General features: G+C 45.8%; 21 protein-coding genes. 10 read left to right on the top strand and 11 right to left on the bottom strand.

Features of this window, described 5'->3' with window-relative positions:
* Window positions 1-29 precede the first annotated feature (29 nt).
* Window positions 30-1,004, top strand: a complete 975-nt coding sequence (locus tag ACX0G9_RS21485) for a zinc-dependent alcohol dehydrogenase family protein (RefSeq protein ID WP_459067014.1) — start codon at window positions 30-32, stop codon at window positions 1,002-1,004.
* Here the strand turns inward: ACX0G9_RS21485 and ACX0G9_RS21490 are convergent, their stop codons facing one another.
* Window positions 1,005-1,664 (bottom strand): 4'-phosphopantetheinyl transferase family protein, encoded by a 660-nt coding sequence (locus ACX0G9_RS21490; RefSeq protein WP_459067015.1) that lies wholly within the window; start codon window positions 1,662-1,664, stop codon window positions 1,005-1,007. It abuts the gene before it with no gap.
* Between the two features lie 97 nt (window positions 1,665-1,761).
* On the opposite strand from ACX0G9_RS21490, the gene dcd reads away from it, so the two are divergent.
* Complete coding sequence (dcd, locus tag ACX0G9_RS21495; protein WP_459067016.1) at window positions 1,762-2,298, top strand: dCTP deaminase; 537 nt, start codon at window positions 1,762-1,764, stop codon at window positions 2,296-2,298.
* 58 nt (window positions 2,299-2,356) lie between these two features.
* On the opposite strand, the gene ACX0G9_RS21500 is transcribed toward dcd, so the two are convergent.
* A complete protein-coding gene (locus tag ACX0G9_RS21500) occupies window positions 2,357-3,337 on the bottom strand; it encodes a DUF3810 domain-containing protein (protein WP_459067017.1) in 981 nt (326 codons plus the stop codon).
* 209 nt (window positions 3,338-3,546) lie between these two features.
* Between ACX0G9_RS21500 and ACX0G9_RS21505 the strand changes: the two genes are divergently transcribed.
* Both ACX0G9_RS21505 and rnhA read left to right on the top strand, forming a co-directional pair.
* Window positions 3,547-5,184, top strand: a complete 1,638-nt coding sequence (locus ACX0G9_RS21505) for an acyl-CoA carboxylase subunit beta (protein ID WP_459067018.1) — start codon at window positions 3,547-3,549, stop codon at window positions 5,182-5,184.
* 23 nt (window positions 5,185-5,207) lie between these two features.
* Window positions 5,208-5,678: a ribonuclease HI gene (gene rnhA, locus ACX0G9_RS21510; protein WP_459067019.1), complete on the top strand. Its 471-nt coding sequence runs from the start codon at window positions 5,208-5,210 to the stop codon at window positions 5,676-5,678.
* Between the two features lie 34 nt (window positions 5,679-5,712).
* Here rnhA and ACX0G9_RS21515 read toward each other — a convergent pair whose 3' ends face one another.
* Both ACX0G9_RS21515 and manA read right to left on the bottom strand, forming a co-directional pair.
* Window positions 5,713-6,294 carry a DUF6580 family putative transport protein gene (locus tag ACX0G9_RS21515; protein ID WP_459067020.1) on the bottom strand — a complete coding sequence of 194 codons (582 nt, stop codon included), beginning with the start codon at window positions 6,292-6,294 and terminating at the stop codon, window positions 5,713-5,715.
* A 159-nt stretch (window positions 6,295-6,453) separates the two neighbouring features.
* A complete protein-coding gene (manA, locus tag ACX0G9_RS21520) occupies window positions 6,454-7,677 on the bottom strand; it encodes a mannose-6-phosphate isomerase, class I (RefSeq protein WP_459067021.1) in 1,224 nt (407 codons plus the stop codon).
* A 126-nt stretch (window positions 7,678-7,803) separates the two neighbouring features.
* Between manA and ACX0G9_RS21525 the strand changes: the two genes are divergently transcribed.
* Entirely contained in the window at window positions 7,804-8,208 is a 405-nt protein-coding gene (locus ACX0G9_RS21525; RefSeq protein ID WP_459067022.1) for a YraN family protein, read from the top strand.
* 8 nt (window positions 8,209-8,216) lie between these two features.
* On the opposite strand, the gene ACX0G9_RS21530 is transcribed toward ACX0G9_RS21525, so the two are convergent.
* Window positions 8,217-8,732, bottom strand: coding sequence for a YkgJ family cysteine cluster protein (locus ACX0G9_RS21530; protein WP_459067023.1), 516 nt, complete (start codon window positions 8,730-8,732; stop codon window positions 8,217-8,219).
* A gap of 134 nt (window positions 8,733-8,866) precedes the next feature.
* On the opposite strand from ACX0G9_RS21530, the gene xerD reads away from it, so the two are divergent.
* The 5 genes from xerD (at window position 8,867) to ACX0G9_RS21555 (ending at window position 13,671) form a co-directional block, all read left to right on the top strand.
* Window positions 8,867-9,766, top strand: a complete 900-nt coding sequence (gene xerD / locus ACX0G9_RS21535; RefSeq protein WP_459067024.1) for a site-specific tyrosine recombinase XerD — start codon at window positions 8,867-8,869, stop codon at window positions 9,764-9,766.
* A gap of 120 nt (window positions 9,767-9,886) precedes the next feature.
* Window positions 9,887-10,228, top strand: coding sequence for a hypothetical protein (locus ACX0G9_RS21540; RefSeq protein ID WP_459067025.1), 342 nt, complete (start codon window positions 9,887-9,889; stop codon window positions 10,226-10,228).
* Window positions 10,229-10,822: 594 nt separating this feature from the next.
* On the top strand, window positions 10,823-11,422 hold the full coding sequence (locus ACX0G9_RS21545) for an RNA polymerase sigma factor (protein WP_459067026.1): 600 nt from the start codon (window positions 10,823-10,825) through the stop codon (window positions 11,420-11,422).
* A 13-nt stretch (window positions 11,423-11,435) separates the two neighbouring features.
* Complete coding sequence (locus ACX0G9_RS21550; protein ID WP_459067027.1) at window positions 11,436-12,749, top strand: carboxypeptidase-like regulatory domain-containing protein; 1,314 nt, start codon at window positions 11,436-11,438, stop codon at window positions 12,747-12,749.
* An 85-nt stretch (window positions 12,750-12,834) separates the two neighbouring features.
* A complete protein-coding gene (locus tag ACX0G9_RS21555) occupies window positions 12,835-13,671 on the top strand; it encodes a DUF2911 domain-containing protein (RefSeq protein WP_459067028.1) in 837 nt (278 codons plus the stop codon).
* Window positions 13,672-13,736: 65 nt separating this feature from the next.
* Here ACX0G9_RS21555 and nudK read toward each other — a convergent pair whose 3' ends face one another.
* Genes nudK through ACX0G9_RS21585 form a run of 6 tightly spaced genes read right to left on the bottom strand, consistent with a single transcriptional unit; the run spans window position 13,737 to window position 21,589 of the window.
* Window positions 13,737-14,336: a GDP-mannose pyrophosphatase NudK gene (nudK, locus tag ACX0G9_RS21560; protein WP_459067029.1), complete on the bottom strand. Its 600-nt coding sequence runs from the start codon at window positions 14,334-14,336 to the stop codon at window positions 13,737-13,739.
* 40 nt (window positions 14,337-14,376) lie between these two features.
* Window positions 14,377-16,116 (bottom strand): sodium:solute symporter family protein, encoded by a 1,740-nt coding sequence (locus tag ACX0G9_RS21565; protein ID WP_459067030.1) that lies wholly within the window; start codon window positions 16,114-16,116, stop codon window positions 14,377-14,379.
* Window positions 16,113-16,250, bottom strand: a complete 138-nt coding sequence (locus ACX0G9_RS21570) for a hypothetical protein (RefSeq protein ID WP_459067031.1) — start codon at window positions 16,248-16,250, stop codon at window positions 16,113-16,115. Before ACX0G9_RS21570 ends, ACX0G9_RS21565 begins: the two co-directional genes overlap by 4 nt.
* Before the next feature lie 46 nt (window positions 16,251-16,296).
* On the bottom strand, window positions 16,297-16,476 hold the full coding sequence (locus ACX0G9_RS21575) for a hypothetical protein (RefSeq protein ID WP_459067032.1): 180 nt from the start codon (window positions 16,474-16,476) through the stop codon (window positions 16,297-16,299).
* 21 nt (window positions 16,477-16,497) lie between these two features.
* On the bottom strand, window positions 16,498-18,984 hold the full coding sequence (locus ACX0G9_RS21580; protein ID WP_459067033.1) for a PIG-L family deacetylase: 2,487 nt from the start codon (window positions 18,982-18,984) through the stop codon (window positions 16,498-16,500).
* Window positions 18,985-19,027: 43 nt separating this feature from the next.
* Complete coding sequence (locus ACX0G9_RS21585; protein ID WP_459067034.1) at window positions 19,028-21,589, bottom strand: M14 family metallopeptidase; 2,562 nt, start codon at window positions 21,587-21,589, stop codon at window positions 19,028-19,030.
* Between the last annotated feature and the right edge of the window lie 143 nt (window positions 21,590-21,732).

A 21,732-nucleotide genomic window follows, 5' to 3' on the forward strand; every position in this document is an offset into this window, starting at 1 on the left:
CAGTACATTTCGAAACATAAAAGGAAAATATGAAAGCCATCTATTTTGAACAGACCGGAGATCCCCGAAGTGTACTGCGGGTGCGGGAAATGGACATGCCTGTTCCCGGACCGGGAGAAGTACGGGTAAAAATGCTGGGCAGCCCTATCAATCCGGCCGATCATTTTTTTATCCAGGGAAAATACAGGTTCCAGCCCGAATTTCCCCAGGTTGCAGGCCTGGAAGGAGCCGGGATAGTGGAAAGTGCAGGCAGAGATGTCCAAATTCCAATTGGTTCCCTGGTTGCCTTTATCTATAAGAATACCTGGGCCGAATATACTGTTGTATCCGAAAAAGAACTTTTTGTATTGCCTCCGGGCTTCCCGGTGGAGAAAGCCTGCCAATTCGCACTCAATCCCCCCTCGGCCTGGGGACTATTGCAACGGTCGGGAGTAAAATCCGGCGATTGGCTCATGCTGAGTGCCGGCAACTCATCACTGGCGCGCACGCTCACACAGGTTGCCGCAAAAAAAGGAATCAGGTTGATATTAACGGTGAGAGGAGGTAATTATGGAGAGGAATTAAAAGCATTGGGAGCTACCGAAATCATCAGCACGCCTCCTTCCTCTTTCAAAGAAAAAGTAAATTCGCTAACCGACGGGAAAGGAGTAAATGCGGTACTGGATCCTGTTGGTGGCGAAACGGCTACCGAATTGCTGCAATGTCTGGCGCCCCAAGGGAAAATGATCCTTTACGGTACCTTGGATCCCGCTCTTTCCCAATTTCCGAACGCCTTGTTTGTTTATAAAGATATCTCTTTGCAAGGCTTCGGGATCAGGGGTTATCTGAATGGACTGAAGTTGTCAGAACGGGGGGAAATGATGGATTCGTTAACCGGAATAATTTCGGATCCCGGTTTCGTGATGGATGTGGCGGCCCGTTACCCCTTGAATGAGTACCGGCAGGCGATAGATTCCGATCATATGAATAACACGGGCGGAAAGGTGCTTTTTCTGAATAATTGATCAGGTCATTAGCCAGGCGAGAACAAGGTCATCAAAGATCCTTGCCTCGAGGTCGAGGTGAATCTTTTTTTCCTTTTCAAAGGTAAAAGGAAGATGGATTCCCTCCCCGTCCATGGTGATATTCCCTTCCAGCAACATATGTTTTTTAAAATCCATTTCCCCCCGGCCGTACCATTTAAAAATTGCTTCCTTGGCGCTCCAGATCAGGGTTAGTAATTCCTGCTGAACCTTTCCCCGGAGTCCCCATTGTTCCAGGAAAAGAGCATAGTCTTCATTAAAAAAGTGAACTTCCTCTTCATTGAGGAATTTATGGGCAACCCGTTCGATCCTGGGGGTGATCAATTCGATGTCCACTCCCACCCGATGGGTATTACTGACAATGGCCGCCGCAAAATGGTCACAATGGGAAATGGAAAAATGATACCTTTCACTTTCCAGGAAAGGTTGGCGGGTATCGGCTATCCGGATCTCTTCCAATGGGAAATCAGCAAATAAAAAAGGTAGCAGATACCGCCCGGCCAAATGTTGCAAACGCTTAAAGGGATGGGACACCTCTCTTTTCAGCGGAACTTTTTCCAGGAAAAAAGATTCCGGCTCCTGGATATGCCAAATTCCGATTTTTGTTCCTTCGTTGATATTATGTTGATAAAATAGGGGCATCTTTAAAATTATAACCGCATCTTCGCGAATTGCAAATTTGCAGTATTTTACGAACGGCAATCGTTACAGACTATTCGCAAACTTAACTAATTTCATCATGATCCTATCCGATAAGCGCATTCTGGAGGAAATAGAAAAAGGCACTATTAAAATCGAACCTTATGATCGTGCCTGTCTGGGTAGCAATTCTTATGATATACATCTCGGGAAATGGCTCGCGACCTACCGGGAACACATTTTGGATTCAAAAAAGCATAACGAGATCGAATATTTCGAGATCCCGGAGGACGGGTTCGTTCTTTACCCGCATATCTTTTACCTGGGGGTAACACAGGAGTACACCGAGACACATGCGCATGTCCCGTTCCTGGAAGGCAAATCGTCCACCGGGCGCCTGGGTATAGATATCCACGCTACAGCCGGTAAAGGGGATGTAGGTTTTTGCGGGAACTGGACCCTGGAGATCTCCGTCAAACAACCGGTGAAAGTTTACAAACACATGCCGGTAGGACAACTGATCTATTTCCCGGTGGATGGGGAGATCCTGGTGAAATACAACCAGAAAAAAGATGCCAAATACAGCGGGCAGATCAATAAGCCGGTGGAGAGCATGATGTGGAAGAATAAATTCTAAGACCTCCTCATTACAGATCCATCATTACAGATCCATCATTACAGTTCCATCATTACAATCAGATTGCCCCTGGACCCATTTTCTTTTGATAAGCGATCAGCCACGCAATCACTTCATTATAGGTCATTATACCCTGAGGTTGACCGTTTGCTATTAAATAATTTCCGTAGAGCCTCCGGATGACAGGCTCCAGGGGATTCTCAAATTGTCGGTTGAACCGCTTTAATTCCTGGAAATCCTTTCGGATCGAAGGCCGCAACTTCTCCCTGTATGGTTTGATCAGGTTGGAATCCCGGGCATATAATTCCCGTGCGGCATAAATATACAGATCGAAATAGACAGAATACCGAAAGGCCGGATCAGGAGAGGACCGGGCAGCCAAATAACCCGCAAAATTAGCCTCATTCTCCTTCGCATACCCCAGTTGATGACCGATCTCATGACAAGCTGTAAATGGCCGGGTAAAAACCGGCATGGTCGTATTTACCTGAGCCTCGCCGGAAAACGGATTATAATAACCGCCGAAACCCAGGTAATTTCCCAGGTAACTGAACATCGAAGCTTTAACGGAAGGGGAAGGATAGGCAAAACGGGAATCGCCCTGGGCCAGTGCCGTATAACTTTGAACCGAACCGGCAAACAGGTGACTGTTGCGGTTGAGGAAATCTCTGCCTGGGCGGGAAATACTGTCCACCTCATTCAGCCGTTGGGCAATTATCGTTAACAGTCCCGTAAGCTCATCCGTAGAATAAGGTTTCACTGTCAGTTGCAATTGATCCGCAATTCCCTGACGATCGTAGTTCAGGCCCCAGAGACCATTGAAAAGAACGTATACCAGCAGACAACCAAAAAGGATACGCCGCAAAAGCGAGAGAAAATAAGGACCGTCTGCCCGTCTTTTGATCACGCTCCGGATTATGGATATCAATCCGGCTACCAACCAGATCGCAAGTATCGCATATAACAAATCGCCGATACTAATGGGTATCCATCCGAACATCAACCGTTGGATCCGCGCTATCACCGGATAAAACCCCATAGTATAATATTTTTCCACAGCTCCGGGGAAACCGGAAAGGATTTTAATCCCTATCGCTGATCCGATAAGACATATCCACGTTATTCTGCTTTTAGCCGGCATCCCTTAAAAATACTCCAAAAATTAAAGCATCCATGTTAAATTGCACTTTAAAGTCATCGCCGGCGGCTGGCCGGAAGGCCCAAATTAATAAATTACAAATGCCTGCTATGGATCCTGATAAACTTGAATTTAATAAGAATGAGGACGCCATGGGGATGTTGCTCAGCCAATTGAAGACCCGGCTGGACAAGATCGCCCTGGGTGGTGGTAAAAAGGCGATAGACAAACAACGGGAGAAAAATAAACTGACGGCAAGGGAGCGTATCCAATACCTCATGGACGAAGGAACCTCCTTTATCGAACTCGGGGCGCTGGCAGGTTACGGGATGTATGAAGAATATGGAGGATGCCCTGCCGGCGGAACGGTTGCGGGTATTGGTTATGTCAGTGGCCGGCAATGTATGATCGTAGCCAATGATCAGACGGTTAAGGCTGGCGCCTGGTTTCCCATTACCGGAAAAAAGAACCTGCGGATGCAGGAGATCGCCATGGAAAATCATTTACCCGTGATCTACCTGGTGGATAGCGCCGGAGTCTTCCTGCCTATGCAGGATGAAATCTTTCCGGACAAAGAACATTTCGGAAGGGTCTTTCGCAACAATGCCCGTATGAGCGCCATGGGAATTACCCAGATTGCCGCCGTCATGGGTGCCTGCGTAGCCGGAGGCGCCTATCTGCCGATCATGAGTGATGAAACCCTTATGGTCGAGGGTAATGGTTCCATTTTCCTGGCCGGCCCTTACCTGGTAAAGGCAGCCATCGGAGAGGAAACCGATACCGAAACCTTGGGTGGGGCCGTTACCCACACGGAATTATCCGGCATTGCGGATTATAAATTCAAGACGGAACAAGCCTGTCTCGACCAGGTCAAAAAAATAATGAGCAAACTGGGCCATCCCCCTTCCCCGGTGTTTAGCCGTATTGCGCCTGTTTCTCCCCTTAAAAGCGGTCAGGAATTGAACGGGATCCTTCCTGCTGATCCTAACAAGTCTTACGATATGCTTTCCATCATAGAAAGGATCGTTGATAACTCCGCCTTTGAACAATTCAAGGAAGACTATGGCAAAACAATCTTATGCGGATATGCACGCATAGAAGGGTGGGCGGTAGGCATCGTCGCCAATCAACGCAAACTCGTAAAAAATAAAAAAGGAGAAATGCAGTTGGGCGGAGTGATCTATAATGATAGCGCAGATAAAGCCGCCCGCTTTATCATGAACTGCAATCAGAAAAAGATTCCCCTGGTTTTTCTCCAGGATGTAACCGGCTTTATGGTCGGATCGCGGAGCGAACATTCCGGGATCATAAAAGATGGGGCAAAGATGGTGAATGCCGTCGCCAATTCGGTTGTGCCCAAGATCACCATTATCATTGGAAATTCTTTTGGAGCCGGTAACTATGCGATGTGCGGGAAGGCGTATGACCCCCGTTTTATTTTTGCCTGGCCATCGGCAAAAATCGCTGTAATGGGAGGCGAACAGGCTGCCAAAACCTTATTACAGATCCAGGTCAGTGCCTTAAAAAGTAAAGGCCGGGAAATCGACCCTGCAGAAGAAAAAAAATTGCTGGACGAGATCAAGGGGCGTTATGAAAAACAGACGAGTCCATATTATGCCGCATCCCGGTTATGGGTGGACGGCCTGATCGATCCGGCCGATACCCGCAAAGTAATAGCAGAAGGGCTGAACGCCGCTGCGCATAATCCTCATATCGAAAACTTTAAGACCGGCGTATTTCAGGTCTGACCAAACCCTTAGAACCGACCATTATGAGTAATGAACTGATCATGTACACAGACGGTGCTGCGCGGGGTAATCCCGGACCGGGAGGATACGGCACTATTTTATTCTGGGGTGATCGCCGTAAGGAATTATCAGGGGGTTATCGCCTGACCACCAATAACCGAATGGAATTAATGGCGGTTATCGCAGGATTGGAAGCATTAAAAAAAGAAGGCATAAAGATCACGGTCTACTCGGATAGCCAATATGTGGTAAAAGCCGTGCAGGAAGGCTGGTTAAAAAATTGGGTCGCTACCAATTTCAAAGGAGGAAAGAAGAACAAGGATTTATGGCTGCACTATAATGAACTGGCCAAGAAAAACAATATCCGTTTCGTATGGGTAAAGGGGCATGCCAATAACCCTAATAACAACCGGTGTGATGAACTGGCTACGGCAGCCGCCGATGGTAAAGACCTGGCCATCGATACCGAATATGAAACAGAGACAAGGAAATGATCGTTTAACCAACGAGCGTTTAATCAATGAGCATTTAATCAACCAGCGCAACGGAGGCCTTCGGCACACCTCTCTTCAGGAGGAAATAGGCTCCGAATAGAACGGTACTGAATACCAGGGTAGCAAAAATGCTTGTTTTGTAAAAAGGAAGGCCGTCATTAAAACAAAGCAAAAGACCATCCCAGGTCTTGGGTCTTCCATATCCGCGGGTTCCTGCCCAACCGGCCCAGAGAACGAAATTGGATAAAAGGAAATAAACGGTTGGAGCGGCCAGGGAAGCCAGGAATATATTAACTACATTGATCTTTTTCTTTATAAGAAACCCAATCGTAACCAGTAAGGCGAACAACAAATAATTCTGCCATTGGCCTTCATAGAAGCCAGCGACCGAAGATGCTCCGTTAAGGTATAAGACCTGATATAAAAGATCGGATAGGAACATGGACAATACCGGAAGGATCAAGGCCCACTTTCTGTCTTTCACCATGGCCCCTGCAAAAATGGCCATGGCCATTTGGGGAGCAAAACCCATTGGCCTGTCCGGGATAATGCGGTAGAGCGCAGCTACGATCACCAACAAAACGAGTGAAAAAAGTATTGATCTATTGGGTTTCATGGCCAGAATTTTATTTTTAAATTTTTTTTCCCTGGACAACGAAAATAAGCAAAAAAAACGACCATTGCTTCATTAAGGCGTCTTTAACAGCCCTTATTTGCCCTTAACTTAATCCCCCTCCCCTACGTCCCTTTCCTATTTCTTTAAAGGTACGCTCGTCTATTTCTTTAAAGGTACGGCGGCCTTGTATAAAATGGCATCTTCGCGGGCCCGTAGTTCTAATTTGGCATGGTCAAAGGCAAGAAAGGCCTCCCCTTTCAGCCGGCTGAAGGAATGTTGGGGTGTTTCAACTACCTGCACGCTTCCTTCCAGGACTATGAAAATATCCGTTGAACGGGATTGGATACCAATCGTTTCACCCTTGATCAAACCGATCCGGCTTAATTCAAAATCAGGGGCTGTGGTATGGAAAGCGGAGATATGTCCGGCAGATTTATTACAGGGAATGATCCGGGGCAGGGTCTCTTCAAAAGTCACATGTTTCAGCAATTCAGGTACATCGATATGTTTGGGGGTAAGCCCTCCCCGAAGAACATTATCTGAGTTGGCCATGATCTCGACATTTTGGCCTTCCAGATAAGCATGGGGCAGACCGGCATCCTGGAAGATCGCTTCTCCCGGGTGAAGATTCAGCAGATTGAAGAGGTAAACCGAAAAGATACCGCGGTCGATCCTGCCCGGTTCATTAAAGGTGAGCGCGGCCCGGGCAGCCCAGAAGTCTTCCTGATTTTTCGATAGTTTATTATCCTTATATGCAGGAATGATTCTGTCCAGCAGGGGTTGTAGAACTTCATTTACCGAGGTTTGATCCATTTCCATGACCTCCTTGTATAATCCCTGGTACCCCTTTTTTTCGAATACCGATAATAAGAACCGGAGCTCGGGAATCGCTTCCAGGGTTTCTTTCAGTTCCTCTTCCGGCTTGAATCCATGCAGAAGATAAAACTCGCTTAAGGCCAGCATCAGTTCCGGCTTATGATTATCGTCCTTATAATTTCGATTGGGAGCATTTAAGGCGATCCCTTTTTTATTCTCGGCTACAAATTCCTGTTCGGCATTTTTTTTTGAGGGGTGGACCTGAATGGACAACATATCTTTTACATCCAGGATTTTCAAAAGGTAAGGCAGTCTTCCAAAACGCTCCGCAGTATAGGCACCCAGTAATTCCGAAGGTCTCTGTCCAACGAATTCATCCAGTCTGATCGTTTCTTCATCTGTTATAAGTTCCGCTGGAGCATTAACATGCGCTCCGAGCCAATATTCGGCAAAAGGCTTATTTTCCGGATTGGGCAGAGATAGGAGTTGTGGTAAATAGGTATGCCCCCCCCAGGCGTAATGCTGAATTTTCCCCTGTAATTTGTAAACGCGGTTATCCTGTTTCATGAAAAACGATTATATGGGTTACCAGATTATAAGCACTTTTTTATCCTTACCAGTTTATCCTTACTATTTTTGTGCCACTATTTTTACGACCTTTCGAGCCCCAAAATAAAACAAAAAAGTATAGCAATGGCCCGTCATAATGATTTCGGGAAAAAAGGCGAGGTGCTTGCGGCGGACTGGTTAATGGAAAAAGGGTTCACCGTCCTGCATCGCAACTGGCGAAGCAGCCGGCATGAAATAGATATTATTGCCACACGCAGCGGGATCGTCCATTTTATCGAGGTCAAAACGGGACAAGCGGAAAAAGCCGGTCAAATGGGTCGTTATGGCTATCCGGAAGAAAGAGTGAGCAACGCAAAGATAAAAGGTATGATGAGGGCCGCTGCAGCCTGGCTTTTTCAATTTCCCGGCTATAAAAGAATTCAATATGATGTATTGGCAATTACGATCAAAAGAGCCAATAACTTGTGTTCTGACGAAAAAATGTCTCCGATCGTGGAATATTTTCTGATAGAGGATGTTTACCTCTGACCCACCCTTTAGGGGGTTGGGGGAGTCCCTTTCACTTTTTCCATAATAAATTCCACCAACCGGTAGGAAGCAGGGCAGTATTCGATATTCTGTTTATACATATGCACGTATTCCACCATTTTCTTTTTGGTATGATGGGGGAAACCGGCACAGTCACGGGGCCGGATAGCATAGATATTGCACATATTGGTATTCAAATCGAGAAACTGACAGGGTTGTTTGACATTCATCCAATCCCCGCTCTTATCCTTATAAAGCCATTTTTCCTTGAAGGCATTCACGCTCATGCCAAAATGTGCGGAGATCCGTTTAAGGTCTTTTTGGGTATAGGTGGGAGACATGGTCTTACAGCAATTGGCGCAATCGAGACAATCCGTTTTGGCCCAGGAAGCCTTATCCGCTTCAACAACGATCTTATCCAGGCCGCGCGGGGTCTTCTTCTCCAACCGGGTCAGGAAACTTCTTATGCGTTTCTTATTGTGACGAACGAGTTGCCGGAAGGACCGTAGATTGACAGTAGCCATGATTGAAAAAGCTTATAAATAAGTTAAAAAGCAAATATGCCGCAAAGGCAGGGAGTTTCATGCGAAAATTCAATATTTTTTTTGCCGGAAAGAAAAATTCAGGATTTTGTCTGGTAAAAGTTTAAACTTGCCCTATGTGGGAACCCTATAAAAAAGGTTTTAAGGCATGGCTTCAACTGGAAAAATCCCTGTCGGATAATTCCATAGAAGCCTATTTACGGGATATCGACAAACTTACCCAATTCCTCCAGACCGATCATTCCCTGAAAAAGCCTGAAGGGATCGGGTTGAAAGATCTCCAGCGTTTTCTGCAATGGATCGGCGAACTGGGCCTGACAGCCACTTCACAGGCCCGGATTATTTCCGGGATCCGTTCCTTCTATAAATATTGCGCTATCGAACAGATCGTCAAAAAAGACCCCACCACCCTGCTGGAGGCGCCTAAATTGAAACGGTCCCTACCGGATATCCTTAGCTTTGATGAGATCGAAGCCATCATAGCCATGATCGATCTGAGCAAACCGGAGGGCGGCCGCAACAAGGCCATCCTGGAAACCTTATATAGTTGCGGGCTTCGGGTGAGTGAACTGGTGAATCTCCGGATTTCCTGTCTGTACCTGGACCTGGGTTTTATCCGGGTGATCGGTAAAGGAGATAAAGAAAGACTGGTTCCGATCGGATCCTCGGCCGTTAAATATATCCAGCTTTATCAACACGAGATCCGGGTTCACGCTCCTCTGAAGCCAGGTAATGAAGACATCCTGTTCCTCAATCGCCGGGGCAGCAAATTAAGCCGGGTAATGATCTTCTTATTATTGAAAGACCTGGTCTCCAAAGCAGGCATTACAAAAAATATTTCTCCGCACACCTTCCGGCATTCTTTCGCCACTCACCTGGTCGAAGGAGGTGCCGATCTCAGGGCTGTTCAGGAAATGCTGGGTCATGAAAGCATTACTACCACCGAGATATATACGCACCTGGACAGGGAATACCTACGCGAGACATTACACCGGTTCCATCCTGCCTTTAAATGACATTTTTTAATTTTGAGGAGTAAAAAAACAGCTCATTTTTAATTTTAAATATATAAGTATTGATACATTTGTACAACAAACGACGGTTATGTTTACTAGCAAACTCCGCGTTGATTAATCATGGTAGACAATGTGAAATTGCACGACCTCCTCAGAAAGGATTTGAACCTTTCCGAGCCAAAAGCCAACGAATTTTTGTTGGTCTTTAATGATGCAGTAAAAGGATTGATTATGGAACAACAGGTAACCTTTAAAAGCCTTTGGAAAGAGGATTTTCTCTCTTTGAGCACCAAAATGACAGAAGATTTTCATTTTTTGCACAAGGAGATCCTCAAACAGGAAACAAAAACCGAACAAATTAGGTCGGAGTTGACAAAGGCTATCTTCTGGTCCGGGTTAGTCCAATTAATTGCCATACTGGGGAGCCTGATTGCTATGGTAAATTTTCTTATGAAAAAATAGGAAATAAACTATTGGTTAACGGGACTCATTAAAGGATTTTCAGTAAAAAATGTTTAAACTAAGGGCCCGCGAGGGCCCTTTTATAGTTAAATCCTCGCCTTTTTACTTTAATTCAAGACAGGTTGTTTATCTAAGAATTAACATATAAGAAACGAAAGTTATTTAGCAGCATGTTTCTCATTTCATTAATGTTAATCCGAATATAATCCGGTGTTTTCTCCCGTGTTTTTTCATGGCTAATGGGGTACTATTCCTATGTGGATAACCTGGGTTTGGCATAATTTTTTCCTTCTTTAGAGGCAATTATCCGTTGAAAATCCTTTTAGTTAAATCCACCCTCATGAAGAAGACTATTTTGTTCAATCTCCTGCTGATCCTTGCTTATTATTTATTTATCCGCTTTGTCCTCTGTTTGCCATTTTGAAAATCCTCGGGTAAAGCCGTATCTTCATCATTGTATTTCAGCAGAACTTCGGGGTCGAACACTGTTCGACCCCGAAGTTCGCAGGGTTCGTTTCACTCCCCTGGGTCTGAGCTCACGAACCGGGTTCCACTCAGTTTGGGATTCAATAAATGAATCATGCCTTCAGGTTTTTGCCCTTTTTAAAAAACATATCACCCCATTCCGTTAACGACCAGGAACTGGTCGCTGCCTATCAGCAATCGGCCGACCTGGAGGTCCTGGCTATTCTGTACCAGCGTTATATGGATCTCCTGTATGCCGTTTGCCTGAAATACCTGGGGGAGCCGGAAACGGCAAAAGATGCCGTCATGGCGATCTTTGAAGAGCTGGCACAAAAACTGCGCAAACACCAGGTGGAGAACTTTAAGGGCTGGCTGTATACCCTGGCTAAGAACTACTGTCTTATGCAGTTACGAACCTCCAAACGGATAAAAGTCAACGAGCTGGACGAGGGTCGTATGCAAATGGAGGAAGATCTGCATCTGCATGGTATCATGGAAAGGGAAGGGAATCTGGAAAAGCTGTCAAAATGCCTGGAAACCCTTATGCCGGAGCAGAAATCAACCGTAGAATTATTTTATTTGCAAAACAAATGCTACAAGGAGATAGAAACTTTGACCGGTTTGCAATGGAATAAGGTCAGAAGTTATATACAGAATGGTAAAAGAAATTTGAAAATTTGTATGGATAAAACCGAAAAGGTGCCAATCCGGATCAACAAAATTGAATAATGAGAATCGAATAATGAGCGGCAACACAAATCAGCATAGTTCTTATACCGCTTCGGATATTGAAAAATATCTGAAAGGGGAATTGTCTGCGCCGGAAATGCACCGGTTGGAAAAAGCCGCCCTGGACGACCCTTTCCTGGCCGATGCCATGGAAGGGATGGAAATGCATCACTCCGCCATGCATAAAGACCTGGACGAGCTTCGGGAAAGATTGCAAAAAAGAGTAAGCGGGAAAGACGAAGAGCAGAAGGCAGGTAAACCTATGTGGAAAATGGCGGCTGTTTTTATCCTGTTGATCGGGCTCGGAGGAATAACCTATTTCACATTTTTTAAGGGCAAATCCATGTATTCTCTTGCCGTATCGGAAAAAAAAATACAGGATACCACCTCTGTCCAGTCAAAAGGCCCATCTAATGGTCCTTCTGAAAGCGCCTCTCCAAGCCCATCCCAGGCAGCCGCCGGAGGCTTGACCAAAAGCGATGCCCAAAAAGATTCAGATTCCATTACGGCGCAAACCGTACCCTCTCCGAAGAAGGTCAAACCTTCATCCACCAAATATTCATTTAAAGCCCCCCGTTCATCCAATAACGATCTTAAGTCCGAAGCCGCCACCAATTCATTTAATCTATCTACCACTCCGGCCCCCGGATTGAATATCACCAGGGATTTCGAAAAATCCACGGATACACATCCCCCCTTACTGGTTTCGGGGAAGGTTGTCGATCAAAATAACAAACCCCTTTCCGGAGTCAGTCTTTCCCTGGATGGTAAAGATAAATTTACTGCCGTAACCGATAACAATGGACAGTTTAATCTCCGTTTACCTAAGCAGGATTCTTCTGCACGGCTCCGGGCAAGTTCGGTAGGATACCAGGATTTCGCCATGTCCCTCAATACAGATAACAGGATCGGAAACGTTATCCAGCTAAAACCGGAAAACGCTTCTTTGAACGAAGTGGTTGTGGTTGGTTATGGCTCCAAAAAAAGAAAAAAATCCGCTGAAGAAGAGACCTTTACCAAAAAAGATACGGTGAAATTAAGAACCATGGAATCCCTGAACCCGAAAACCGAACCCGTAGTCGGATGGGCATCCTATAAAACTTACCTGGAAAGGAACAAGAATACCGGGAAAGCAGATTCCACGGTCAAAGGAGAAGTTGTCCTTTCTTTCCGGGTTGATAAAAACGGGGTGCTTTCATCCTTCAGGATCGAAAAATCTCTTTCCCCTTCCCATGACTCAACGCTCCTTCACCTGGTACAACAAGGCCCATCATGGAAACTACTTAAAGGGAAAAAGGCAAAAGCAATGGTCACCTTGTCTTTTTAAAACAAAAAATCAGCTACCGTTCATCCAAACTTATTATGGCCATTCCTTCGGCATGCAGTACTTTCGGCCTTCAAAACCACCAAATATGAACAAGCTTCTATCATTGTTTGCACTAACCGGTCTGATTTTTCTGAATTCTACTGCACAGCAGATAAAGACTCCGGCGCCTTCACCACCACAGACCGTCAAGCAGGACTTCGGTCTGTCTTCCATTGAACTATCCTATTCGAGACCAGGGATCAAAGGCCGCACGATCTTTGGAGACCTGGTACCTTATGGAAAAGTATGGCGCACCGGTGCCAATCAGGCCACAACGCTTACCTTCGGAGATGAAGTAACCATCGGCGGAACCAAAATACCTGCCGGCAAATACGGATTGCTTACTATCCCCGGCCAGGACGAATGGACGGTGATCATTACCAAACAACTGGATGTAACCAATCCGGCTGCCTACAAAGCCGATCAGGACCTGGTACGTGTAAAAGTAAGAAACCAGGAGCTGCCATTTTCCATCGAGTCTTTTACGATCATGTTCAACAATATCACGTCTGTAAGTTGTGATCTGGCGATATTCTGGGATAAAACCCTGGTGGCCTTACCCATCAAAACAGAAATTGACGGAAAGATCATGGCGCAGATCGATAATTCCATGACAAAGGACAATCGCCCTTATTTTACCGCTGCCTTGTATTACCTGGACAACGGGAAGGATCTGAATAAGGCTAATGATTGGTTTGATAAAGCGATCGCACAGGATCCCACCGCCTTTTATGTGGTTTATCAAAAGGCAAGATGCCAGGCCAAACTGGGCAAAAAACAGGAAGCCATTGCCACTGCCCAAAAATCGATCGGGTTATCCAAACAGGCGAATAACGCCGACTATGTGGCGCTCAACGAAAAGCTGATCGCTTCTTTGAAGTAAAAAATAAATCTGAAGTAAAAAATAAATTTTTACAAGCTCATAGCCCGTTAGGCTATGAGCTTTTTTTATACCAGGTAGTGTATCTGTGCATATTGCAGGAGCATGATTGTCTTGGCATCTTTTATTTCTCCCGTCTTTATCATTTCCAGGGACTGAGCAAAAGAAATTTCCAGGACTTCGATATGCTCATTTTCCTCTTCGAGCCCGCCCCCTTCACTTACTTTCATTTCCTCACTATATTCCGCCACAAAAAAATAAAGGATCTCGGTCACTGATCCTGGCGACATATAGGCCTCAAATACTTTTTGAACGACCGAAACCTTATAGCCGGTTTCTTCGGAAGTTTCCCGCCTGATGGCTTCCTCGGCATGGTCTTTATCCAATAAACCCGCACAGCATTCGATCAGCATGCCGGTTGGATGGCCGTTTATGTAAGCCGGTAATCTGAATTGCCGGGTCAGTATAACTGTCTTTTTTTCTTTATTATACAGCAGAATGGTCGCACCATTGCCCCGGTCATAGGCTTCCCGGTCCTGGAAAAGGACGGAGCCATCTTTTTTTACTATTTCATAACTGACCTTTTTGAGCGTATACCAATTATCGGAAAGGATCTCTGTCTTCAGCAGGTTGATCTGCTCAATGTCAAAATGATTATTTTTGATCATTTTTGATTAATTTTGAGCAAAATATGAAAAAATGAGTAATTTACAAAATGGGTAGTGTTACTTTTCTTTTCTTGCGAAACAATTCTATTCCTTCGCTCAGCAATACCACACCGACGGCTCCAACTACATTGAACCATAAGAAACTTAAAGGTACAATCCCCTTCCGGCTCAGGATATTCAGGATGATCACTCCGATCTCGATGACCACCGCACTTATAAAAACGGAAGTGCCTCCGGTTTTCTTTCGGTAAAAAGCAACCAGGAAAATACCCAGGATTACACCATAGAAAAGGGAGCCCAGCAAGTTAACGGCCTCGATAAGGCTGTTCCCGGCATTATAAGCTAATTGTGCGACCAGGATACAAAATATACCCCAGAACAAGGTATACATCCGGGACAATCTGAATTCTTTTTCTTCGGATAACTCCTTTTTTGAAAACCGTTTATGAAAATCAACTATCGTACAGGAAGAGAGGGAATTCAGCGTTGCCGCAATAGATCCCCAGGAGGCCAGGAAAATCACAGCGATCAATAATCCGATCAGACCCCTGGGCAAAAAATCCATTACGAAACGAAGGAAGATATAATTTGTATCATTATCGTCTCCTCCCACCTCCTTATCTTTTAACCACCGCTTGATCGTTACCCGTCCTTCGGCCTTTTCCTTCTCGGCCGCTTCCAGTCTTTTTTGGCTTTGTAAAAGATCTCCTCCGGCCAGCAAATGTCTTTCCTTAATCCTTTCATTTTCCGCAGCGTCATATGTCCTGGTTACCAGCACCAGGGAGTCCTTGTACTTAGATTTTGCCAGAAGATCCAATTGGGACTGATTAAAAAAAACAGGCTCTTTATTAAATTGATAGAAAGAGAACACGAGCACCCCTAAAAGAAGAATAAGGAATTGCATGGGAACCTTAACCAGGCCGTTCATCAACAGACCAAGGCGGCTTTCGCTCAATGAACGGGCGGAAAGGTATCTTCCTACCTGTGATTGATCCGTACCAAAATAAGACAAGGCCAGGAAAAAGCCTCCTATCACCCCGCTGAGTAAATTATAACGGTCGTTCCAATCGAATCCCCCACCCGCCCCTCCAGGGCCCTTCTCGCGTATACCCGTTGTAATGATATTCAGTTTGCCGGCCTTGCCGCCGATATGCAGGGCCTCTGAAAGGCCAACACCTGCCGGCATCTTGTGCACGACCATATAACCGGCCATACAGAGGCCTCCGAAAATTATGATGAGTTGTAATTGCTGCGTATAGGCGACCGCTTTAGCGCCGCCGGTGACCGTATAGATGATAAGTACGCCGCCCATTAAAATATTGGTCCAGAAAATATCCAGATTAAGAATGGAAGATAAAATGATGGAAGGGGCGGCGATACTTATACCTGTTGAGAGCCCTCGCTGCAGGAGGAAGAGGAAAGAAGTCAGGGTCCGCGTCTTCAGATCGAATCTTTTTTCCAGGAATTCATACGCCGTATATACCTTAAGGCGATGGTAAACCGGAACAAAGGTGATACAGAGCACCACCATGGCGAGCGGTAAACCGAAATAATACTGCACGAAACGCATTCCGTCCGTATAAGCCTGACCGGGAGCCGATAAAAAAGTTACGGCACTAGCCTGTGTGCCCATGATGCTCAACAGGACCATATACCAGGGTACGGACCGGTTACATAAGAAATATCCGTCCAGATTTCTGGTGGTACGGCTTTTATAAAGCCCATATGCGATGGTTCCGGCAAGCGTGAGGATCAAAACAATCCAGTCGATCCTGCTCATGAGAAATGTTTGGTTAGGTAAAAGAAGAAACCTACCAGCACGATCAAAAAGCCGATGACCAACGCATACCAGGTACTCCAACGTTTGAACAACGGAGCTTTTTCTTCCTGATCAACTTCCCTTATCTTATTCATATAGCTTCTTTTAGCATCCTGTTTTCGGAGCATTCACTGCCAGCAATCACGGCTTGTTCCCCTGATCCTTCCTACGGTTCCTGTCTCTGTTGGCGATCAGGGAGGCCACCAGCAATCCAACGGCGAGACCTACGATCAATCCGAATGTCGCCCGCTTGATGAAGCGCCCAACGACAAGACCCACTACAATGGCCGTAACAATAGCTATATCCCTTCTGCGATTCATATGATTTTATTAATTTCAACCTCAAAATCCTTTTTTCCGGTTCAAGGCAATAATATTGGCAAGCAACCGGTAGGCTCCGGGAACCCCGGCAGGCAATTCACGAAAAAATACCAGGCCCGTATAGACGAACTTTCCTTTGCCATACGCGGCGATGATCAGGCTTCCGCTCTGATCCTGTTCGCCGGGATCCTTCATCGAAAACACTTTTTCGTAAGCTGGATCGGTCTGATCGGCAAAATAAATACCCCGTTCCTGAACCCAGCCTGCGAAATCATTGTCGGTGATTTTATTAGGGAAGTTCATTACCGCGTGATCGGGTTGTAAAAAATTAACCTTGGCATTCTCATCCGTTACCCGGGTATAAGAAATAGCGAAAGGATAAGGCCCGATCTTTATTTTTGCATTCCCCATATTATTCCGGTTATATTGAACGACCAGGTTCCCCCCTTCTTTTACATAATCCATAAGGACTTCATATTTCCCGATCAGCCAATTATGCACATCATAAGCACGGATACCTGTCAGAAGAGCGTCGTATTGTTTGAGATTTCCGGAGGTTATATCCTTTTCTTTCAGGAATACGACTTCATAGCCCATTTGCAGTAAGGCCTCGGGAACCTTATCTCCGGCGCCTTCGATATAACCGATACGTTTGCCGGCAATTTTTACATCGGCAATGACGAACTTCTGGACAGAAGGCCGGAAATAATCGATGCGGGGAATATGATCATAATTAACTGTCTTTAATTGTCTGGCAGTATCCGTTTTACCATTCTGTTCAAAAAGCAAATTGGCATTCAGGATATCTGCTCCTTTTTTTACCGGTCTCGCAACATAAGTAAAATGGGTATTATGGAAATCCGTCGTTTGTTTCAGGGAAATACCGTCCGTGTTGGTCAGCCGGATCTTTGGCTGAACAGGACGTATTGTCTGAACCTTGGTCTGCACTTCAAAGCTTTTCTCTTCTCCGTCGGTGAAAAGCACCAGGCTTGGCTCGAACTGACCAGTTATTGGAGGCAATACGGTGAGTGGTTGGTATAATTCTCCTTTGACGGGATCGGTAAATTTATATTGAACGGGACGGGTGAAGACAAAATCCTGTCCTTCGATGACCAGCCGGAATTGCGCATCAAAAGCAGGCTTGCTTTGAGCATCGCCGATCAGCTGCGGGTCTTTTACATTATAGGACCCTGGTGACATTTCTTCTGCCAGCCAATAAGGTTGGGTCACTGGTTTTTGGGTTCCTACAAAGATATTCCTGGAAAATGAATAATTCCTGTTATCGGAGAGGTCTTGTTTGTACAGCGTATCAAAACCGTTCACGGTGATTTCCATTACGGAAGCCATGGAATGAAGCCTGTTGTTGAGCACAAAATTAATAGACAACGAATCACCTTGAACGGTATAAGGGTTACGAACCGTAGCTTCCAGCCATAATCCGCTGCAGGCTTCAATGAGTCGCCGGACTTCCTTCGTCTTTTGGGTTTTCCAGTAACCGTCTTTTAAGGCACCTAATTCTTTATAAAGATTGACCAGGCCTGGAACCGATTTTTCGGGCTCGGGCAAAGAAAAATTTTGTACCAGTTGATTGATCATTCCTTCAATTTTCTCTCCCCCTTCCACCCGGCTCCAGGAAATCCCAACCCCTTCCATCGGATCCTGATGGGCAGGATCCCCGGCAACCAGGGTAAAATATTCCAGGGACTGCCCGCGGGCCGGTGTCAATGCAGCACCCTGGCTCTTATGCTCGGTCCGGCTCTCAGCGGCGATTTCCCCGTAACTTTTACCCAGTATCGGGTTATATACGCCCACATCTATTTTCATTTGATCCTCACTGGTCGTATTGGTGCTTCCGAAATTAAACGTATTCCATAAAATGCGCCTGGCCTGCCAGGGTTTAACACCATTTTTCAATTGTTCGGGAAAACGGGCAGGATCCGCTGCCGCTGAAAAAGCCTCATGGGCCAATACCGCAGAGGCGGAATGATGGCCATGACCTGCCCTGCCATCCTCAGGGAAGCGGGTAAAGATCACATCAGGCTGGAATTTACGGATAACCCAGACCACATCGCTCAGGATCTTTTCCTTATTCCAGGTTTTTAATGCTTCTTCCGTGGACTTGGAAAAACCAAAATCAAAGGCCCTGGAAAAAAACTGTTCGGCCCCGTCAATTCTTCTGGCGGCCAACATTTCCTGGGTGCGTATCAACCCAAGCTCTACGCCCTGTTCATCCCCGATGAGATTTTGCCCGCCGTCCCCTCTGGTCATTGACAAATATCCCGTACGGTACAACCGTTCCTTTGCCATATACGCAATCAGCCTTGAGTTTTCGTCATCGGGGTGCGCAGCGATATACAATACAGAACCCAGCACATTTAATTTTTTCAGACGCAGAAAGATCTCCGCCGATCCGACAGTCTCCGGAGCCTGAGCCAAAAGGCAGGCAGGAAAAAAGCCAGCAGCCACAAACAAACTTATTCTGAAAAAAACATTTTTGATCCTTCTCATTCCAACAACTATTTAATTGATCTGTTTAGTATACTGTATCCAATCATTTCTGCCCGACTAAAAAAACGGCATTACAAAAAAGTAATTTCCCATTCTCCCAGAAACTGCGGAACAAAGGATCGTCCGCCATATAGACGATCTCGCCTCTTCCCATATCTTCAACCCCGAAGATCAGTCCGTCCTTCAATTTCTCCTTTGCCTTGTTACCGGTAAAACCGCTAACATAATTATCCTTTTTGATAACCCCTACATTCCACCCTCCTTCCTTTATGAACTCATACACATTTTCATCCTGTTTGAGCGTATAATAATAATTCGGGTATCCAAATGCCAGGGGGTGTGAATTATCCAACTCTACCTTGTAGATAGATCCCGGAACACTGTTGGCCACATAATCCCTTTCCCTGTTCTCATATCGCCGTAAAGAGGAATAATCCTCCTCTTCTTTTTTGTCTTTATTTTTATCATCCTCCTTTTTATCAGCCGGATCATTCTTTTCCCGTATCCCCCATCCGATCTTTGATAATTGGGCGACTGCATTTTCCATGGCAATCAGCCTCCCCCCTTCCCGTATCCAGTTGCGGACCGGTTCAGCTGTACTTTTTTCATTCAGCCATTTATAATATCCATTGGGAAGGATCAGCACATCATAATTTTTCAAACTCACCTGAGAGATCTCGCCGGCATTCAGCTGGGTAACAGGATAATCCAGTTCCTGTTCGAAAAAATGCCATACTTCCCCGGCATTCAAAGAGCTAACCTCTTCTCCGGTTAGCATGGCTACACGGGGTTTATGGATCAGGTGAACCCTTCCGCTGCCAAAATCTGCGCCCTTTTCCACAAAGCCCGAAATGATCGGGGAAATGGTTATACCGTATTTACCGGCGATCCCGGTAATCGTAGCCTCCAATTGTTTGCCAAAGGAACTGTTGCCGGTTGGCGTAATGATCAGGGTTCCTTTTTCAAAATTTTGACCTCCGGATTGGAAAGATTGTTCGGCATAACGGGTCTTCACTCCTTTTTTTAAAAGTGCAGCCAGGAATTGAGCGCTGCGTAATCCTGTCCAGCGGGCAGCAAAGGCATATTGTCCGCCAGCAGACACGGATGGCCCGGGAACAATTGGAGGAACCTGCGTATTTCCGGAGGAAGGAACGACAAAGGCGTTCAGACCATATGCCTGCAAACCGTACACGAAGGGAATACTCCAGGCAGTTATATCATAAGTCACCGAATCACTGATCCGTGAATTGCGTTCGAACAATACCCGGAGCAAATTGGATCTTGGCTGGTTGGCATTAAGAACGATGTCCCCCGGCCCGGCTTTGAATGCCGCTATTTTGCCCGTTTCATAATTCACGCCCGTAAAACTGCCGGATGGAGCTGGTATCCACTCCAAATTATTCTTATCCAATAAAGATTTCAGGCGGTCTGTTTTATCTCCATATTCATCGGCCCTGATAAAATAAGCTTTGAACTCTCCTGTGGGTTTTGATTGAGCCTCGGAGAAAAATTTCCGGAACTCTTTTATCAGCCTGGAAGCGTTCTGCGCAGAAACCTCGACAGTAGACATACCCGTTGTGAAATGATGCTCCAACCGATCGCCCAGGGTCAGCGTATCTCCGTCTTCGGTCGTTACAGCTAACCCGCCGCGGATCCCCCCCTGTTCAAAAGTCATTCCAATCGCTCCGTTATAAGTGGGATAAGTATCACCATAACTGGGGTAAAAAAGATCGAATTCCTCTTTCGTAAAATAAAGCCAGCCGTGGGAATCGAAATATTTTGCATTATTTTTTCCGATCTGTATCTGGAATTCTCTTTGCCAGCCCGTAATCACATCATGATAGGGCTCGGCGGCAGGTGCAAAATAATAGGGATTATTAAAACCCTGCTCATGGAAATCCACATGCACCTGTGGCAGCCAGACATTATACTTTTTTAGCCTTTGTTGTGTTTCTACCTGTGTTTGCCAGGCCCAATCCCGGTTAAGATCGAAATTATAATGGTTACTTCTGCCTGCCGGCCATGGTTCGTGATGTTCCCTGGATTGAGGATCGGGATTTGGTTTGTTCCCCACTGCCGTATTAAACCAGTTCACATACCGGTCCCTGCCATCCGGGTTGATGCAGGGGTCAATGATCACCACCGCGTGCTGAAGCCATTCCTTCGAGCCCGAATTCGCCGGATTCACCAGTTCGTACAAAGTCTTCATGGCGGCTTCGGAAGAAGAAGGTTCATTCCCGTGAACATTATAACTAAGCCAAACGGTTACCGGGCCGTTCTCATCGGGCGACATTTTATCCCGGGACTGTCCGGCCAAACGCAGGTTATTCAGACGTATTGCCTCCAGCCGGGGAAAGTTCTCCTGGGAAGCTATATAGGCCAGGATCAGCGGGCGCCCTTCATAAGTCTCCCCGTATTGTTCCAGTTTTACCTGTCCGGGGAGAGCCTGCGCCACTTGTTTAAAATAGGTAACGATCTTATGGTGGGGGGTGAAATGACTTCCCAGCGGATATCCTAAAAAGGCCTCCGGAGAAGGTATATTTTGAGAAAATGATCCAAAGGCAGTAAAAATCAGGAAGTAAAAAAGAGCAATAATTTTTTGCATAGTCTGTTTTCTCGATATTAAGGGAACCATTTCCGCGCCTGACAAATCAAATGAAGCGTGAATGTAAGACAACGGTTAAAATAAAAAAAGCTGCCCATCACATTATACTATTTCAACATCCATTAAATCCCCTTTTTTAGAAT

Source organism: Flavitalea flava (assembly GCF_054461575.1).

Coding starts and splice junctions, on each gene's coding strand:
- ACX0G9_RS21570 (WP_459067031.1), bottom strand. CDS start 16,250: ATGAATAAGATAAGGGAAGTTGATCAGGAAGAAAAAGCTCCGTTGTTC.
- ACX0G9_RS21555 (WP_459067028.1), top strand. CDS start 12,835: ATGAACAAGCTTCTATCATTGTTTGCACTAACCGGTCTGATTTTTCTG.
- ACX0G9_RS21500 (WP_459067017.1), bottom strand. CDS start 3,337: ATGGGGTTTTATCCGGTGATAGCGCGGATCCAACGGTTGATGTTCGGA.
- ACX0G9_RS21530 (WP_459067023.1), bottom strand. CDS start 8,732: ATGGCTACTGTCAATCTACGGTCCTTCCGGCAACTCGTTCGTCACAAT.
- nudK (WP_459067029.1), bottom strand. CDS start 14,336: ATGATCAAAAATAATCATTTTGACATTGAGCAGATCAACCTGCTGAAG.
- ACX0G9_RS21540 (WP_459067025.1), top strand. CDS start 9,887: ATGGTAGACAATGTGAAATTGCACGACCTCCTCAGAAAGGATTTGAAC.
- ACX0G9_RS21585 (WP_459067034.1), bottom strand. CDS start 21,589: ATGCAAAAAATTATTGCTCTTTTTTACTTCCTGATTTTTACTGCCTTT.
- ACX0G9_RS21490 (WP_459067015.1), bottom strand. CDS start 1,664: ATGCCCCTATTTTATCAACATAATATCAACGAAGGAACAAAAATCGGA.
- ACX0G9_RS21485 (WP_459067014.1), top strand. CDS start 30: ATGAAAGCCATCTATTTTGAACAGACCGGAGATCCCCGAAGTGTACTG.
- ACX0G9_RS21575 (WP_459067032.1), bottom strand. CDS start 16,476: ATGAATCGCAGAAGGGATATAGCTATTGTTACGGCCATTGTAGTGGGT.
- manA (WP_459067021.1), bottom strand. CDS start 7,677: ATGAAACAGGATAACCGCGTTTACAAATTACAGGGGAAAATTCAGCAT.
- ACX0G9_RS21550 (WP_459067027.1), top strand. CDS start 11,436: ATGAGCGGCAACACAAATCAGCATAGTTCTTATACCGCTTCGGATATT.
- ACX0G9_RS21580 (WP_459067033.1), bottom strand. CDS start 18,984: ATGAGAAGGATCAAAAATGTTTTTTTCAGAATAAGTTTGTTTGTGGCT.
- ACX0G9_RS21565 (WP_459067030.1), bottom strand. CDS start 16,116: ATGAGCAGGATCGACTGGATTGTTTTGATCCTCACGCTTGCCGGAACC.
- ACX0G9_RS21505 (WP_459067018.1), top strand. CDS start 3,547: ATGGATCCTGATAAACTTGAATTTAATAAGAATGAGGACGCCATGGGG.
- ACX0G9_RS21515 (WP_459067020.1), bottom strand. CDS start 6,294: ATGAAACCCAATAGATCAATACTTTTTTCACTCGTTTTGTTGGTGATC.
- rnhA (WP_459067019.1), top strand. CDS start 5,208: ATGAGTAATGAACTGATCATGTACACAGACGGTGCTGCGCGGGGTAAT.
- dcd (WP_459067016.1), top strand. CDS start 1,762: ATGATCCTATCCGATAAGCGCATTCTGGAGGAAATAGAAAAAGGCACT.
- ACX0G9_RS21525 (WP_459067022.1), top strand. CDS start 7,804: ATGGCCCGTCATAATGATTTCGGGAAAAAAGGCGAGGTGCTTGCGGCG.
- xerD (WP_459067024.1), top strand. CDS start 8,867: ATGTGGGAACCCTATAAAAAAGGTTTTAAGGCATGGCTTCAACTGGAA.